This window comes from Erwinia rhapontici (genome assembly GCF_012271765.1).
GTDB classification, from domain to species: Bacteria; Pseudomonadota; Gammaproteobacteria; order Enterobacterales; family Enterobacteriaceae; genus Erwinia; species Erwinia rhapontici.
This window is the reverse complement of sequence record NZ_VRKO01000004.1, coordinates 225,156-242,463: the sequence shown is the minus strand read 5'-3', so window position 1 is coordinate 242,463 and position 17,308 is coordinate 225,156. Positions and strand designations below refer to the sequence as shown.

The 17,308-nt window shown below is 54.6% G+C and carries 14 protein-coding genes; 4 read left to right on the top strand and 10 right to left on the bottom strand.

Annotated features, from left to right (window positions below):
* Positions 1 to 150: 150 nt before the first annotated feature.
* The 8 genes from FVB43_RS03135 to pdhR form a co-directional block, all read right to left on the bottom strand.
* Entirely contained in the window at positions 151 to 687 is a 537-nt protein-coding gene (locus FVB43_RS03135; RefSeq protein ID WP_133842257.1) for a biotin transporter BioY, read from the bottom strand.
* Complete coding sequence (locus FVB43_RS03130) at positions 687 to 1,331, bottom strand: energy-coupling factor transporter transmembrane component T family protein (RefSeq protein WP_133842258.1); 645 nt, start codon at positions 1,329 to 1,331, stop codon at positions 687 to 689. The genes FVB43_RS03135 and FVB43_RS03130 overlap by 1 nt, the downstream gene beginning before the upstream one ends.
* Complete coding sequence (locus tag FVB43_RS03125; RefSeq protein WP_167863373.1) at positions 1,328 to 2,002, bottom strand: energy-coupling factor ABC transporter ATP-binding protein; 675 nt, start codon at positions 2,000 to 2,002, stop codon at positions 1,328 to 1,330. The genes FVB43_RS03130 and FVB43_RS03125 overlap by 4 nt, the downstream gene beginning before the upstream one ends.
* A 13-nt stretch (positions 2,003 to 2,015) precedes the next feature.
* A complete protein-coding gene (locus tag FVB43_RS03120; protein WP_167863372.1) occupies positions 2,016 to 2,720 on the bottom strand; it encodes an SDR family NAD(P)-dependent oxidoreductase in 705 nt (234 codons plus the stop codon).
* Between the two features lie 131 nt (positions 2,721 to 2,851).
* Positions 2,852 to 4,279, bottom strand: coding sequence for a dihydrolipoyl dehydrogenase (gene lpdA, locus FVB43_RS03115; RefSeq protein ID WP_133842715.1), 1,428 nt, complete (start codon positions 4,277 to 4,279; stop codon positions 2,852 to 2,854).
* Between the two features lie 300 nt (positions 4,280 to 4,579).
* The gene (gene aceF / locus FVB43_RS03110) at positions 4,580 to 6,184 is read right to left on the bottom strand and encodes a pyruvate dehydrogenase complex dihydrolipoyllysine-residue acetyltransferase (protein WP_167863371.1); all 1,605 of its coding nucleotides are present in this window, start codon (positions 6,182 to 6,184) and stop codon (positions 4,580 to 4,582) included.
* 14 nt (positions 6,185 to 6,198) lie between these two features.
* Complete coding sequence (gene aceE / locus FVB43_RS03105) at positions 6,199 to 8,862, bottom strand: pyruvate dehydrogenase (acetyl-transferring), homodimeric type (protein WP_159336895.1); 2,664 nt, start codon at positions 8,860 to 8,862, stop codon at positions 6,199 to 6,201.
* Positions 8,863 to 8,997: 135 nt separating this feature from the next.
* Positions 8,998 to 9,762, bottom strand: a complete 765-nt coding sequence (gene pdhR, locus FVB43_RS03100; protein WP_133842270.1) for a pyruvate dehydrogenase complex transcriptional repressor PdhR — start codon at positions 9,760 to 9,762, stop codon at positions 8,998 to 9,000.
* Positions 9,763 to 10,261: 499 nt separating this feature from the next.
* On the opposite strand from pdhR, the gene aroP (FVB43_RS03095) reads away from it, so the two are divergent.
* The 4 genes from aroP (FVB43_RS03095) to FVB43_RS03080 all read left to right on the top strand — a co-directional run bounded on the left by aroP (FVB43_RS03095) (position 10,262) and on the right by FVB43_RS03080 (position 15,865).
* Positions 10,262 to 11,617: an aromatic amino acid transporter AroP gene (gene aroP / locus FVB43_RS03095; RefSeq protein ID WP_133842271.1), complete on the top strand. Its 1,356-nt coding sequence runs from the start codon at positions 10,262 to 10,264 to the stop codon at positions 11,615 to 11,617.
* A 335-nt stretch (positions 11,618 to 11,952) separates the two neighbouring features.
* Positions 11,953 to 13,308, top strand: a complete 1,356-nt coding sequence (gene aroP / locus FVB43_RS03090; RefSeq protein ID WP_133842272.1) for an aromatic amino acid transporter AroP — start codon at positions 11,953 to 11,955, stop codon at positions 13,306 to 13,308.
* Positions 13,309 to 13,478: 170 nt separating this feature from the next.
* Positions 13,479 to 14,894 carry a glycoside-pentoside-hexuronide (GPH):cation symporter gene (locus tag FVB43_RS03085; protein ID WP_159336894.1) on the top strand — a complete coding sequence of 472 codons (1,416 nt, stop codon included), beginning with the start codon at positions 13,479 to 13,481 and terminating at the stop codon, positions 14,892 to 14,894.
* Positions 14,891 to 15,865: a glycoside hydrolase family 43 protein gene (locus FVB43_RS03080; protein ID WP_167863370.1), complete on the top strand. Its 975-nt coding sequence runs from the start codon at positions 14,891 to 14,893 to the stop codon at positions 15,863 to 15,865. Before FVB43_RS03085 ends, FVB43_RS03080 begins: the two co-directional genes overlap by 4 nt.
* On the opposite strand, the gene ampE is transcribed toward FVB43_RS03080, so the two are convergent.
* Both ampE and ampD read right to left on the bottom strand, forming a co-directional pair.
* Entirely contained in the window at positions 15,836 to 16,690 is an 855-nt protein-coding gene (gene ampE, locus FVB43_RS03075; RefSeq protein ID WP_133842275.1) for a beta-lactamase regulator AmpE, read from the bottom strand. The two genes, FVB43_RS03080 and ampE, sit on opposite strands and share 30 nt — an antisense overlap.
* A 3-nt stretch (positions 16,691 to 16,693) precedes the next feature.
* Positions 16,694 to 17,263, bottom strand: a complete 570-nt coding sequence (gene ampD, locus FVB43_RS03070; protein ID WP_159336891.1) for a 1,6-anhydro-N-acetylmuramyl-L-alanine amidase AmpD — start codon at positions 17,261 to 17,263, stop codon at positions 16,694 to 16,696.
* Positions 17,264 to 17,308 lie beyond the last annotated feature (45 nt).

Genomic DNA, 17,308 nt, shown 5'->3' with positions numbered 1-17,308 from the left:
TCTCCTCCGCTATGCCGTTTATAACTGTTACCCATGTGGTCAGTCTAAAGTGTTACCCATGTGGTCGGTCTGTACCCATGCCCGCCCCGTTTACAATGTCAGATAAGCCCCCACGCAGATCCCCGTAGGGGTCGGGCATGCCCGACCCGTTTACAACGTCGGATAAGCCCGGCGCACCGCGCGAATGATCAGCACCGCCAGCACCACTTTGACAATATCGCCCGGCAGGAAGCCCAGTGAACCCAGCGCCGCCTGCTTTAAAGATAACCCGGCCACTGCCGCAATCCACGGAATACCTGCCGAGTAGATCAGCACTACCCCGCCCAACACCAGGAACAGCACCTCTTTAACCAGCGTCAGTGAACGCAGGTTACGCTGATACAGGAAGCCAATCAGTAATGCTGCCAGCGGCCATGCCAGAATAAAGCCACCGCTTGGACCGAGGAAAATCCCTAAACCACCGCGACCGCCCGCCAACAGCGGCAGGCCAATCGCCACCAGCACCACAAACAGCACCAGTGCCAGCGCACCGCGCTTCGCCCCGGCAATGGCACCGGCCAGCATCGGGCCTAAAGTCTGAGCGGTGATCGGCACAGCAATCACCGGCAGACTGAACGCCGGAAACAGACCCAGCGCGGCAGTGATGGCGGCAAACAGCGCAATATAAACAATATCTCGGGTGGACATTAAGATCCTCTCACTTTCTCAGCATCGGTGCGCTCACGGCGCAGTTGGGGGTCATAAGCGCGGGCTTCAAGCGCCGCCGCAATATCATCAGCCATTTTCAGGGTACGAACGATCACCGGAATGGCAATGGCGATCAGGCTGCGATCCAGCCCACGCGCTTTTTGCGCCTCCCGCACTTCAGCAACAATCGCTGCCAGTACCGGAATAAAACGCATCGCCAGCGACAGCGCCAGGCTGACCTTCGCCGGATTAATACGTACATAACGCAGCCAGAACAGGCCTTTCTCCAGGGCGTCAATCATCTCAGTGGTGCGCGTGGTGAGCGTCACCAGCGCCGCCATCAGCATCAGCGCCGCCAGCCGTGCAATCACCAGCACGCCGGACTGCCAATTGACCATCCACCACTGCACGGCAAACAACAGCACCAGTACCCACAGCAGCGGTTTAAGCTGCAACAGCATAATGCGGGGTGAGATACGCGCCAGTGGATAGAGCAATCCTACCAGCAGAAGAGCCACCAGCGAGGTTTCCAGCCGGGGGAACACAAACAGCAGCGTGCCCAGTAACGCCAGCGAAAGGATCTTCAGGCCGGGGGGCAGCCGGTGGATCATCGAATTTCCCGGGATGTAATCGCTTAATATCATGACATCATCCTGACGTACTCTTTCAGTGCCACTGCGGGCACATCATCAATCACCACCTGCCCGCGCTCAAACACCAGCACGCGATCGAAATCCTGTAAAAATTCCAAATCGTGAGACACCACGATCGCTGTCTGATCGAGATCGGCAATCGCCTGCGCAATACGCCGTTTATTACGCAGATCGAGTAACGTGGTTGGCTCATCAAAGACGATATATTCCGGCTCCATGACCAGCACGCCAGAGATAGCCAGCAGTTGCTTTTGCCCGCCGCTTAACAGATGAGCCGGATGCTGACGCAGATCCTGCATATCGTAACGTGCCAGCACCGCATCGGTGCGTTCGCGGATCACCTGCTTTGACAGCCCAAGGTTTTTCATGCCGAAAGCGAGATCTTCTTCAACCACCGGAAAGACAATCTGGTTGTCCGGATTCTGAAACACGAAGCCGACTTTACGCCGTACCGCTTTCCCCTGCTGACGGGTGTTCAAGCCATCAACCAGCACCTCGCCCTGTTGCGGCAGCAGCAGGCCGTTCAGCAGACGGGCAAAGGTACTTTTGCCGCACCCGTTGCTGCCGACAATACCAATGCGCTTTTCTGCGAGTTGCAGAGTGATGTTATCGAGGACCTTACGCTCACCATAAGCATGCGATACCCCTTTCAGTTCCAGCATAACGTCTCCTGGGTCAGACGGGTGTACGTGGACGATACTGCCGCCCGATGGTGAGTTGCTCCACAACCGCAGCCGGAGACAACGACATCACGAAATCAACCGCGCGGCACAGATCGTCGGTACTCAGCATCTCATCGGCTGCCAGACCGGAACCCTGCGCCATATCGGTATCCACCACATCGGGGCACAGCGTGGTGACTTTAATCCCCTGAGCTCCCAGTTCACGTGCAATGGATCGGCTGTATCCGACCAGCGCATGTTTGCTGGCGGCATAGCTGGCCACGCTGCCATAAGGCTGCACACCGCTCACCGAGGCGAGATTAAAGATGCGCCCCTCAGGCGATTTCGACAGCCAGGGAACACACAGCTGGCAAAGATGATGGATAGCAGTGACGTTAGTCGCCAGCATAGCGCTGAAATCATCCAGCGCGGTCTGCGTTGATCCGCCACGGAAGATCCCCGCCGCGTTGATCAGCACATCAAGCTGTGCGTGCACGCTCAGTGCCTGCTGCACCTGTTGTGCCACCGCCGGATAATCGCAAACATCCAGTGCCAGCGTCTGCACGCGTGCAGAGCCGAGACTGTTTGCTAAGGCGTTCAGCGCCTGCGCATTCCGTGCAATGAGTATCAGGTGATAGCCCGCAGCATGGAGATGGCGGGCAAGATGGTGACCGATACCACGTGAGGCACCGGTGATCAGGGCAACTTTATTCGACACAACGAGCCTTTTGACCGGTCAGAAATTGCCAGCAAAGATACGCGATTTTGCGGCGCCCTGCGCGGTTTTTTACGGAAAGACAGAAAGCAAAACGGCCCCCGCAGGAGCCGTTTTTTAAACACGAAGGCGAGTTATTTCTTTTTCGCTTTCGGGTTTGGCAGGTCGGTAATGCTACCTTCGAAGATTTCCGCCGCCAGACCCACCGATTCGTGCAGGGTTGGGTGAGCGTGGATGGTCAGAGCCAGATCTTCAGCATCACAACCCATCTCGATAGCCAGACCGATTTCACCCAGCAGCTCGCCGCCGTTGGTGCCAACAATCGCACCACCGATCACGCGGTGAGTGGTTTTGTCGAAGATCAGTTTGGTCATGCCGTCTGCACAGTCGGAAGCGATAGCACGGCCTGATGCTGCCCACGGGAAGGTGGACGTTTCATAGCTGATGCCTTTCTCTTTCGCTTCTTTCTCGGTCAGACCGACCCAGGCAACTTCTGGCTCAGTGTAGGCGATCGATGGGATCACTTTCGGGTCGAAGTAGTGCTTCAGACCAGAAATCACTTCTGCCGCTACGTGGCCTTCATGCACACCTTTGTGTGCCAGCATTGGCTGACCCACGATATCGCCGATGGCGAAGATGTGTGGCACGTTGGTACGCAGCTGCTTGTCGACACGGATAAATCCGCGCTCGTCCACTTCCACGCCCGCTTTGCCTGCATCCAGACCTTTACCGTTAGGTACGCGGCCAATCGCTACCAGAACCGCATCGTAACGCTGTGGTTCTGACGGGGCTTTTTTACCTTCCATCGTTACATAGATGCCGTCTTCTTTGGCTTCAACAGCGGTAACTTTGGTTTCCAGCATCAGGTTGAACTGCTTGCTGATACGTTTGGTGAAGACTTTCACCACGTCTTTATCAGCCGCCGGGATCACCTGGTCAAACATCTCGACCACGTCGATCTGAGAACCCAGCGCGTGATACACGGTACCCATTTCCAGACCGATGATGCCGCCGCCCATAACCAGCAGACGCTCAGGCACTTCTTTCAGTTCCAGCGCATCAGTGGAGTCCCACACGCGTGGATCTTCATGGGGAATAAAGGGCAGTTCAATCGGACGGGAACCCGCCGCGATGATGGCATTGTCGAAAGTGATGACGGTTTTAGAGCCGTCTTCAGCGGTGACTTCCAGGGTGTTAGCACCGGTGAATTTACCCAGACCGTTGACCACATTCACTTTGCGGCCTTTCGCCATGCCCGCCAGACCACCGGTCAGTTGGGTGATGACTTTTTCTTTCCAGGTACGAATCTTGTTGATGTCGGTTTGCGGCTTGCCGAACACGATACCGTGCTCTTCCAGCGCTTTGGCTTCTTCAATCACCTTCGCCACGTGCAGCAGGGCTTTAGAAGGGATACAGCCGACATTCAGACAAACACCACCGAGGGTGCTGTAACGCTCAACGATCACGGTCTCCAGACCTAAATCCGCTGCACGGAAGGCTGCAGAGTAGCCTGCAGGACCTGCCCCAAGTACCACGACCTGAGTTTTAATTTCTGTACTCATCATGACCTCTTATTTGATTGTCCGGCGGGTCAGAGCAGATACCCGTCATACTTGAATCTGCATCTGTGTTGGCTACGCTCGCTCACCCGAATCACTGACTTATGTAAGCTCATCGGGATTCCCTCGCTTGCCGCCTTGATGCAGCTCCAATTATTTTGGGTATATATTTCAACGCCCTTCATCCACCGGGACGCGTTCACCGCAAGAGTTTACAGAATTGTTAATAAACTGCAAAGCGCGGCGCCACGAATCACTACAACAACTTACCAGAAGGCCGGCTTACGCCGGCCTTCTTCAGGATTACATCACCAGGCGGCGAATGTCGGCCAGTGCGTTGTTAATGATGGTGATGAAACGCGCACCATCAGCACCGTCAATAACACGGTGGTCGAAGGAGAGTGACATCGGCATCATCAGACGCGGCGTGAACTCTTTACCATTCCAGACCGGCTCAATCGCAGACTTGGACACACCGAGGATAGCCACTTCCGGCGCGTTAACGATAGGCGCGAAGTGGGTCGTCCCGATACCACCGAGGCTGGAGATGGTGAAGCAACCGCCCTGCATTTCGCCCGCAGTCAGTTTGCCATCACGTGCTTTTTTGGAGATAGCCATCAGTTCGCGAGACAGCTCAGTGATGCCTTTCTTGTTCACATCTTTGAACACTGGAACCACCAGACCGTTTGGCGTATCAACCGCCACACCGATGTTGATGTATTTCTTCAGCGTCAGTTTCTGTGCGTCTTCAGACAGCGAGCTGTTGAAGCGTGGCATCTGCTCAAGCGCAGCCGCGACCGCTTTCATGATGAACACCACCGGGGTGAACTTCACATCCAGCTTACGCTTCTCAGCTTCGGTGTTCTGCTGTTTGCGGAACGCTTCCAGCTCAGTGATGTCGGTTTTGTCGAAGTGAGTCACGTGTGGGATCATCACCCAGTTACGGCTCAGGTTCGCACCAGAGATTTTCTGGATACGGCCCAGTTCAACTTCTTCGACCTCACCGAACTTGCTGAAGTCCACTTTCGGCCAAGGCAGCATGCCTGGCAGACCGCCGCCAGCAGCAGCAGCAGGTGCTTCAGCGCGTTTCACCGCGTCTTTCACATAGCTCTGCACGTCTTCTTTCAGAATACGGCCTTTACGTCCGGTGCCTTTGACTTTCGCCAGGTTTACACCGAATTCACGTGCCAGACGGCGAATAACCGGGGTGGCATGAACGTAAGCATCGTTTTCTGCGAATTCTGACTTCGCCTCCGCTTTCGCAGGCGCAGCAGCCGGAGCGGCTTTCTCTTCCTGTTTAGCCGGAGCAGGTGCAGCGGCAGCAGTGGTCTCGGCAGGAGCGGCGGCTGGCGCAGCGCCTTCCACTTCGAAGACCATTACCAGAGAGCCAGTGCTGACTTTATCGCCAGCGCTGATTTTGATCTCTTTAACCGTACCCGCGAATGGTGCAGGCACTTCCATTGAGGCTTTGTCGCCTTCAACGGTGAGGATCGACTGTTCAGCTTCAACTTTGTCGCCCACTTTCACCATGATCTCGGTGACTTCAACTTCGTCGCCGCCGATATCCGGTACGTTAACCTCTTTTGCTGCGCTGGCCGCCGGGGCCGCTGCAGGTGCGGCTGCCGGAGCCGCTTCTTCTTTCTTCTCTTCGGCTGCTGCCGGTGCTGCTGCACCGCCTGCCGCTTCGAAGATCATGATCAGTTTGCCGGTTTCGACTTTATCGCCGGTAGCAACTTTGATCTCTTTAACCACACCAGCCTGTGGGGACGGCACTTCCATTGAGGCTTTATCGCCTTCAACGACCAGCAGTGACTGCTCAACTTCTACAGTGTCGCCCACTTTGACCAGAATCTCGGTGACTTCAACTTCGTCTGCGCCGATGTCCGGGACATTAATTTCGATAGCCATTACTCTATTACCTCTTATGCCAGACGTGGGTTGACTTTATCAGCGTCGATATCGAACTTAGCGATAGCGTCTGCCACCACTTGTTTGTCGATTTCGCCACGTTTAGCCAGTTCACCCAGGGCTGCAACCACCACGTAAGATGCGTCCACTTCGAAGTGGTGACGCAGATTCTCACGGCTGTCTGAACGACCGAAGCCGTCAGTACCCAGTACGCGATAATCGCTGGCAGGGATATAGCTGCGAACCTGCTCGGCGAACAGTTTCATGTAGTCAGTTGATGCCACAGCAGGTGCATCGTTCATCACCTGAGCGATGTACGGCACGCGGGCTTCTTCTGTTGGATGCAGCATGTTCCAACGCTCACAGTCCTGACCATCACGGGCCAGTTCGGTGAAGGAAGTCACGCTGTAGATGTCAGAACCGACACCGTAGTCTTTCGCCAGGATCTCTGCCGCGTCACGCACGTGGCGCAGGATAGAACCTGAACCCAGCAGCTGAACTTTACCTTTGCTACCTTCTTTGCTGTCCAGTTTGTAGATACCTTTACGGATACCTTCTTCTGCACCGGCCGGCATTGCTGGCATGTGGTAGTTTTCGTTCAGTGTGGTGATGTAGTAGTAAATATTTTCCTGAGCATCGCCGTACATACGCACCAGACCGTCATGCATGATGACCGCGACTTCGTAAGCGTAAGCTGGATCGTAAGAGATACAGTTCGGGATAGTCAGAGACTGAATGTGGCTGTGACCATCTTCGTGCTGCAGACCTTCACCGTTCAGGGTGGTACGACCGGAAGTCCCGCCGACCAGGAAGCCGCGAGCCTGCTGATCACCTGCTGCCCAGCACAGGTCGCCGATACGCTGGAAACCGAACATGGAGTAGTAGATGTAGAACGGGATCATTGGCAGGTTGTTGGTGCTGTAAGACGTTGCCGCCGCCAGCCATGATGCGCCTGCACCCAGTTCGTTGATGCCTTCCTGCAGGATCTGACCTTTCTCGTCTTCTTTATAGTAAGCAACCTGCTCACGGTCCTGCGGGGTGTACTGCTGGCCATTCGGGCTATAAATACCGATCTGACGGAACAGACCTTCCATACCGAAGGTGCGCGCTTCATCGGCAATGATTGGCACCAGACGATCTTTGATCGACGGGTTCTTCAGCATCACGTTCAGGGCACGTACGAAGGCGATCGTGGTTGAGATCTCTTTGTTCTGCTCATCCAGCAGCTGACGGAAATCTTCCAGTACAGGCATGGACAGCTTCTCGCTGAAGTTCGGCTCACGGGTTGGCAGGTAGCCGCCCAGTTTTTCACGCTGACCATGCAGGTAGTTGTATTCGTCAGACCCTTTATCGAAGGTCACGTACGGCAGTTTTTCGATGGCTTCATCGCTGACCGGCACGTTGAAACGATCACGGATATAGCGTACGCCATCCATGTTCATTTTCTTCACCTGGTGCGCAATGTTTTTGCCTTCAGCAGTCTCACCCATACCATAACCTTTAATGGTATGTGCCAGAATCACCACAGGTTTACCTTTGGTATCCTGCGCTTTTTTCAGTGCAGCGAAGACTTTCTTCGGATCGTGACCACCACGGTTCAGAGACCAGATCTCGTCGTCGGTCAGATCTTTCACCAGCTCAGCCGTTTCCGGATATTTACCGAAGAAGTGCTCACGAACGTAGGCGCCGTTACGGGATTTGAAGGTCTGATAGTCACCGTCAACGGTTTCGTTCATCAGTTGGATCAGTTTACCGCTGGTATCTTTACGCAGCAGCTCATCCCAACGACCGCCCCAGATCACTTTAATCACTTCCCAGCCAGCACCACCGAAGATACCGTCCAGTTCGTTGATGATCTTGCCATTACCCGTCACCGGGCCATCAAGGCGCTGCAGGTTACAGTTGATGATGAAGACCAGGTTATCCAGTTTTTCACGGGTCGCGATAGTGATCGCCCCTTTGGATTCCGGCTCATCCATCTCACCGTCGCCCAGGAAGGCGTAAACGGTCTGCTGAGAGGTATCTTTCAGGCCACGGTGTTCCAGATATTTCAGGAATTTAGCCTGATAGATCGCACCCAATGGGCCCAGGCCCATAGATACGGTCGGGAACTGCCAGAAGTTAGGCATCAGTTTAGGATGCGGGTAAGAGGACAGGCCTTTACCATCAACTTCCTGACGGAAGTTGTTCATCTGGTCTTCGGTCAGACGACCTTCCAGGAAGGCACGCGCGTAAACGCCCGGAGAAATGTGGCCCTGGAAGTAAACCAGATCGCCGCCGTCTTTTTCAGTGCGCGCACGGAAGAAGTGGTTGAAACACACTTCATACACGGTGGCAGAAGACTGGAAGGAAGACATATGGCCGCCCAGATCCAAATCTTTCTTGGAAGCACGCAGAACGGTCATGATGGCGTTCCAGCGAATAGCGGAACGGATACGACGCTCTAAAGACGTGTTGCCCGGGTATTCCGGCTCATCTTCAACAGCAATAGAGTTAATGTAGTTATTGGCTCCCGCGCCGGCAGCCACTTTAACGCCACCTTTGCGTGCACCGCTCAATACCTGGTCAATCAGATACTGTGCGCGCTCAACACCTTCTTCACGGATGACCGATTCGATCGCTTCTAACCAGTCGCGAGTTTCGATCGGATCCACGTCATTATTTAAACGTTCTGACATGGGGGGTATTCCTTATCTGTGTCTAATTACGTTGAATTGTCTGGAGCCTGTCTCTTTGTGCTCTGTGGGCAAAACACAAAGAGACAGGCCCGTCGTTTATACCTTTATAGGTACGTGCCGCGTTATATTTACGCGTTAATCCTTACGTTGCTGTAAACGTCGCAAGGAGCGCTCTCTACGACTTTGCTCCCGACTTCTGTCCAGCAATACTTCCTCGATAAACGCCAAGTGGCGGTGTGAAGCCTCGCGTGCCTGCTCTGGCTCACGTGCCACAATCGCCTCAAAAATACTGGCGCGGTGGCTACTTACTTTCTCCAGCATCTCACGACGCGTGTAGAGCATTTCGAAGTTCTGTCTGACGTTCTGTTCCAGCATCGGACCCATGCTACGAAGCAAATGCAGTAACACCACATTATGCGCCGCTTCTGTTACAGCGATCTGATACTGCATCACCGCTCCCGCTTCTGCGTCGAGATCGCCATTTTGCTGGGCGGTCTGAATATGCAGATGGCAGTCGCGGATGCGTTCCAGATCGTCGTCAGTGCCGCGCAATGCGGCGTAATAGGCAGCAATCCCTTCCAGTGCATGACGTGTTTCGAGCAGGTCGAACTGGGATTCAGGATGGCCGGCAAGTAATTCTACGAGCGGGTCGCTCAGGCTTTTCCACAAATTGGTTTGGACGAAGGTACCACCGCCCTGACGGCGTAATAGCAGGCCCTTAGCTTCCAGACGCTGAATAGCTTCGCGCAGGGAGGGACGGGAGACATCGAACTGCACGGCCAGCTCTCGCTCAGGCAGCAGTTTTTCTCCGGGACGCAGTGTCCCTTCCATAATCAGGGACTCAAGCTGCTGCTCAATAGCATCAGAGAGCTTAGGTTGGCGGATCTTGCTGTAGGCCATCATCCCTTCTTTTCGATTTGCCAGAGTAAATTGGTAATACCAATTGCAAAAAGGTGCCCGTAAAGTAACAAAGTATTCACCTGATGTCCATATGGCAACTGCCCGAAACCAGACCGCCGTCTCCTTCTCTGTCAGGGCACAGGCACGCCGTTGACACGCGAATTTACCTGACGACAAATGTTAAATTTCGTCACTTTTTCGAAAGCAGGCAGCAGCTTAGTGGATAGAATACGATACCCATACCTTCGCAGATAAGGCGTTATTACCCTTTTCTGCATCTTGTTATTTACCTTATCGCACCCGGTGCGATCGGTGGTTTTTTATCCAACCCAGCACACATAATGAGAAAGAAAGTGCAAAGTACCGCTCCTAACATTATTCTCTGCGCCATACCAGACTCATACGCATTTTCGTACTGACATAAGTGTAAATATATCAGTACGTTATTGGTTTTTTAGCCGATGCAGTCATACACAGAAAGCGCATTACGAGGATTATTATGGAGCAACAACCGGGAGAGACGCTGCAGCGCGGATTAAAAAACCGCCATATTCAGCTGATCGCATTAGGCGGGGCCGTGGGCACAGGACTGTTTCTGGGCAGTGCATCGGTGATCAAATCCGCCGGTCCGGCAGTCATTCTGGGCTATGCCATTGCCGGGTTTATCGCCTTCCTGATTATGCGTCAGCTGGGTGAGATGGTTGTCGAGGAGCCAGTTGCCGGCAGTTTCAGTCACTTCGCCCACAAATACTGGGGCGCTTTTGCGGGCCTGGCCTCCGGCTGGAACAACTGGATGCTCTACGTGCTGGTGGCGATGGCTGAACTGACCGCCGTGGGCAAATATATCCAGTTCTGGTATCCGGACATTCCGACCTGGATGACAGCGGCGGTGTTCTTCGTGATCATCAATGCGATCAACCTGACCAATGTGAAGGTGTTTGGCGAACTGGAGTTCTGGTTTGCCATTATTAAGGTTATCGCCGTTGTCGCGATGATTGCCTTTGGCGGCTGGCTACTGTTCAGCGGCACAGGCGGCCCACAGGCAAGCATCAGTAACCTGTGGAGCCAGGGTGGCTTTATGCCGCACGGCATGGGCGGGCTGGTGATGATGATGGCCATCATCATGTTCTCCTTTGGCGGGCTGGAAATGATCGGCCTGACCGCCGCAGAAGCAGAGAACCCGGAAAAAAGCATCCCGACGGCAATCAATCAGGTGATCTGGCGCATCCTGATTTTCTATGTCGGTTCACTCACCGTGCTGCTGTCGCTGATGCCATGGACGAGTGTGACAGCAAATACCAGCCCGTTTGTACTGATTTTCCACGAGCTGGGTGATGCTCTGGTGGCTAACGCACTGAATGTGGTGATCCTGACCGCGGCACTGTCGGTCTATAACAGCTGCGTTTACTGCAACAGCCGCATGTTGTTTGGCCTGGCGCAGCAGGGTAATGCACCAAAAGCCCTGCTAAAAGTTGATTCACGAGGTGTGCCGGTCGCCGCTATCCTGATGTCTGCCACTGCCACCGCCTTCGGCGTGCTGCTCAACTATCTGATGCCCGCTTCTGCTTTCGAGCTGCTGATGGCGCTGGTGGTTTCCACGCTGGTGATCAACTGGGCCATGATCAGCCTTTCCCACCTGCGGTTCCGCAAACGCCTCGTCGAGCAGGGGGTTCAGCCTCGCTTTAAGGCCCTGTTTTATCCGTTTGGCAACTGGCTGTGCCTGGTCTTTATGGCTGGGGTGCTGGTTATTATGGCAATGACGCCGGGTATGGCTATTTCGGTGTGGTTGATCCCGGTATGGATTGGCATCCTGGCTATCGGCTACCAGGTTAAGCGCCGCACTTCGCGCACCTGATCTCCCTCTCCTTTATCCACGTTCCGGCAGCCTACGGCCGGAACGTTCTTCAGCCCCACTCGTAACGCCCCGTCATAAGACAATGTTATTCGTCATTTTCGATAATTTATGACAAAACAAATACAGCGATAAATGAGACGCCGCGCTGCTTTTTTAGTCGTTCCTGCGCATGTTTATCAGAAAGCGAGTGCAAACCTCTGCACATAGCACTATTCTCATCCTGAGGCTACGCCTTGAATTATATTTACTTACACAGTGTCGTAAAGTTTTTAATACACCTGGATAACAGGGCCAGCCGTAGACATAAAAAATAATAAAACATCATGAGGTCATACATGGAACATCAGCAGGGCGAAACGCTGAAACGTGGCTTGAAAAACCGCCATATTCAGCTGATCGCATTAGGCGGTGCCGTTGGTACCGGTCTGTTTCTGGGCAGCGCATCGGTCATCCAATCCGCAGGACCAGGCGTCATACTGGGTTATGCTATTGCCGGATTTATTGCCTTCCTGATCATGCGCCAGCTGGGCGAGATGGTGGTAGAAGAGCCGGTAGCCGGAAGCTTCAGCCACTTTGCTTATAAATACTGGGGCAACTTTGCCGGTTTCGCCTCTGGCTGGAACTACTGGGTACTGTATGTGCTGGTGGCGATGGCAGAGCTGACAGCCGTAGGCAAATATATTCAGTTCTGGTATCCGGATATTCCTACCTGGATGTCGGCAGCGGTGTTCTTTGTACTCATCAACGCCATCAACCTGACCAACGTGAAAGTGTTTGGTGAGATGGAGTTCTGGTTCGCGATTATTAAAGTCGTTGCCGTGGTGGCTATGATCCTGTTCGGTTGCTGGCTGCTGTTCAGCGGCACGGGTGGCCCACAGGCCAGCGTGCGTAACCTTTGGGAACAGGGCGGCTTCCTGCCCAATGGCTTTAGCGGGCTGATCATGATGATGGCGATTATCATGTTCTCCTTCGGGGGTCTTGAACTGGTCGGCATTACCGCTGCGGAAGCGGATAACCCGGAAACCAGCATTCCAAAAGCCACCAATCAGGTGATTTACCGCATTCTGATTTTCTACATTGGTTCCCTGGCGGTCCTGCTGTCGCTGATGCCATGGACCCGCGTGACGTCTGATACCAGCCCGTTCGTTCTGATTTTCCACGAGCTGGGTGATGCGCTGGTGGCGAATGCCCTTAACGTGGTGATCCTGACGGCTGCGCTGTCGGTATACAACAGCTGCGTTTACTGTAACAGCCGTATGTTGTTTGGCCTGGCGCAGCAGGGTAATGCCCCTAAAGCGCTGTTAAAAGTCGACAGCCGCGGCGTGCCGGTGATCTCTATCCTGTTCTCCGCGATTGCGACGGCATTGTGCGTACTGCTCAACTATCTGATGCCGGGTGAGGCGTTTGGTCTGCTGATGGCGCTGGTGGTCTCAGCTCTGGTGATCAACTGGGCGATGATCAGCCTCGCGCATATGAAGTTCCGCCGTAAGAAAGATCAGCAGGGTGTCACCACCCGCTTCCCGGCGCTGCTTTATCCGTTGGGTAACTGGATTTGTCTGCTGTTCCTCGCGGGAATTCTGGTACTGATGGCAATGACCCCAGGCATGGCGATCTCTGTCTGGCTGATCCCGGTATGGGTACTGATCCTCGCCGTGGGTTACTGGATTAAAAACCGCACACAGCGCGCGTAATCATCACGCCCGCTGTTGATTCGGCCAGCACTTGCTGGCCGAATTGTTATCTGCTTCACACTTTCCCCTCTCCAGGCGTTTTGTCCATCTCTGCGACGTTTTGCACCTGCGCACCGCATCCGATAAGCGTGAATACTCTCAAGCACTAAAGACACGCGGGAGAATTATCCATGAAGGGCTCAAAACTCTCAGTCAGAGAGAAAATTGGTTACGGAATGGGCGATGCCGGATGCAATATGATCGGCGGCGCCATCATGCTCTTTCTTAACTATTTTTATACGGATGTCTTCGGACTGGCGCCTGCATTGGTGGGCGTTCTCCTGTTATCTGTCAGGGTGCTGGATGCAGTCACGGACCCGATTATGGGTGCGATTGCCGACCGGACTCAGAGTCGCTGGGGTCGTTTCCGCCCCTGGTTACTGTGGGTCTCCGTACCCTATGTGCTGTTCAGTGTGCTGATGTTCACCACTCCAGACTGGAGCTATAACAGCAAAGTCATATGGGCGTTTGCGACCTACTTCCTGATGTCGCTGACCTATACCGCGATCAATATCCCCTACTGTTCCCTGGGTGGCGTGATCACCAACGATCCCGGCGAACGCGTCTCCTGCCAGTCGTACCGGTTTGTGATGGTCGGGATTGCCACGCTGATCCTGTCACTGACGCTGCTGCCGCTGGCAGAGTGGTTTGGCGGTGACAACAAGGCGCGCGGCTACCAGATGGCTATGGGTGTGATGGCGCTGGTGGCACTGCTGATGTTCCTGTTCAGCTTTGCCACGGTACGCGAGCGTATTCGTCCGGCAGTGCCCAGCAATGACGACCTGAAAGCTGACCTGCGCGACGTGTGGAAGAACGATCAGTGGGTACGCATATTGCTGCTGACCTTCTGCAACGTCTGCCCTGGCTTTATTCGTATGGCTGCCACCATGTATTACGTCACCTGGGTGATGCAGCAATCGACTCACTTCGCCACGCTGTTTATCAGCCTTGGCGTGGTAGGCATGATGATCGGCAGTACGCTGGCGAAGATCCTGACCGACCGCTGGTGCAAGCTGAAAGTGTTCTTCTGGACCAACATCGTGCTGGCAGCATTCTCCGGTGGCTTTTACTTCCTTGACCCGCAGGCAACGATGCTGGTGCTGGTGATGTACTTCCTGCTGAACATCCTGCATCAAATCCCGTCACCACTGCACTGGTCGTTGATGGCCGACGTTGATGACTACGGTGAGTGGAAAACCGGTAAACGCATTACCGGTATCAGCTTCTCCGGCAACCTGTTCTTCCTAAAAGTCGGGCTGGCGGTGGCCGGTGCCATGGTCGGTTTCCTGCTCTCCTGGTACGGTTACAATGCTGGCGCGAAACAACAAAGCCCCGCTGCGCTGAACGGTATCGTGCTGCTGTTTACCGTTATCCCTGCGGTGGGATACCTGATTACGGCTGGCGTGGTTCGCCTGCTGAAAGTGGACCGCACGCTGATGCTGCAAATCCAGAGTGACCTTGAACAGCGCCGTACAAACTATCAGGAGCTGAACGACTATCACGAACACAAAGAACTGAAAACCAAACCACAAGGAGCCGCACGATGAACCACTGGCCTAACCCGTTGATTGAACAGCGCGCCGATCCCTTTATTCTGCGCCATCAGGGGAGCTACTATTTTATCGCGTCGGTACCGGAGTACGACAGGCTGGAGATCCGCCGCGCCGCTACCCTGGCAGAACTGGCGCAGGCCGATGCCGTCGTCGTCTGGCGCAAACCTGAGCATGGCCCCATGAGCGCCCTGATTTGGGCACCGGAACTGCATCTGATTGACGGCCAGTGGGTGATCTATTTTGCGGCAGCGCCATCACAGGAGATTAAACAAGGTCTGTTCCAGCACCGCATGTTTGCCCTCACCTGCGATGATATCGATCCACTGAAAGGAGAATGGGTCGAACGCGGACAGATCCTGACCCCCATCGACAGCTTCGCGCTGGATGCCACACACTTCGTCCATCAGGGGAAAAACTGGTATCTGTGGGCGCAGAAAGATCCGGCCATCCCCGGTAATTCCAACCTCTACCTGGCAGAGCTGGCTACCCCCTGGCAGATAAAAGGCGAGCCGGTGATGCTCAGCCGCCCGCAGTATGAATGGGAGTGTGCAGGATTTAGCGTCAATGAAGGCCCGGCGGCAATACATCACGGCAGGCGCCTGTTTGTCAGCTACTCGGCCAGCGCCACCGATGAGAATTACTGTATGGGGTTGTTGTGGATTGATGTCGATGCGGATCCGCTACAGCCAGAAAACTGGCACAAATCTGCTGCGCCCGTGTTTACCACCGACTGGGAGAACCATCAATATGGTCCGGGCCACAACAGTTTTACGGTCGGGGAGAACGGCGAAGACGTGTTGGTGTATCACGCACGCAATTACACCGAAATTGAAGGTGACCCGCTATACGACCCTAACCGCCATACCCGGGTGAAAACATTCAGCTGGAGTGCCGATGGCATGCCGCAGTTCGGCACACCACCTGCAGACAGCGTGTTACACCAGCGTGCCGTAAATAGTCAGTAACGCCACCACCACCACGAGGACCAGCGACACTTTTTTCGCCAGCATCACTGCCACACGCGGGGTCTCCACCTTATCCAGGTGGGGATCGCGCGCCAGTGAGAACTGGGCCAGACGTGTCAGCACCTGATACTGCGGTGTGTGGCGATCGCCCAGAGACGCAAACCACGCGGGTAATGCACGCTCACCGTGCCCCAGCAAGGCATAAGCTACGCCCACCAACCGTACCGGGATCCAGTCAACCCAGTGCAGAATGGCATCAACACCGGACTGTGCGCGCGCCAGCGGATTCTGCTGCCGCGCCAGCCAGCTCTGCCAGGCACGCAGGAACGCATAGCCCACCAGCAGCACCGGCCCCCAAGGCCCCCCCACCACGAACCAGAATAGCGGTGCCAGATAGAAACGGTAGTTAATCCACAGCAGCGCATTTTGCAGTTCAGACAAAAACTCACGTTCGCTACACTCGCCGGGTACGCCGTGGATCAACGTCAATTCCTCAATCATGGCGTTATGAGCATCAGTGTCGTTATGGCTGGCCGCCTTCAGATAAGCGTGATAGTGCAGACGCACCGACCCGGCGCCAATACAGAGCAGACCGATCAGTATCCAGAACAGCAGCTTAGGCACTCCAAAAAACAGCCCTTTTAGCGCCAGTAAGCACAGAGCGACGATAGCCATGATCATCACAACCATCAACAGCGTACGCACCAGAGAAAAACGCTGACGAGCGCGGAACAGTGGCACCAGATGATGATCCAGTTGCCAGTGTTCACCCATTTTAAATAATCGTTCCCATCCGAGAACCAGCAACAGGCTGAATAACGTCATGCCTTAACTCCCATTGAGTGTGGTCAGGGTGTTATGCCCAAGGTCGGCGCGAAAACGCGCCCAGTCGAAAGAGGGTCCAGGGTCCGTCTTACGTTCAGGTGCAATATCGCTGTGCCCGGTGATGTGCTGCGCCATCATCGGGTAGTGTTCAATTAACAGCTGCGTCACGGCCTGCAACGCCTGATATTGCGCATCGGTATAGGGCAGCGTATCCGTGCCTTCCAGCTCGATACCTACGGAGAAATCATTACAGACTTCACGCCCCTGATAGCGAGAAACCCCGGCGTGCCATGCCCGCAGATGAAAAGGCACATACTGCACGATCTCGCCGTCGCGACGGATCAGACAGTGCGCAGACACCTGTAAATGACAGATATCAGCGAAATAGGGATGAATGCCAGGATCAAGCTGACCGGTAAACAGCGCATCGATCCAGGGGCCACCAAACTCACCGGGCGGCAAACTGATATTGTGCACCACCAGCAGTGAAGGTGCTTCATCGTCAGGTCGCTGATTAACATGCGGCGACGGAACATGCCGCACGCCAGCGATCCACCCATCTTGCAACTGCATACCGATCTCCTGTGTTCAGACTCTCGCAGATTAACATGGTTTTTT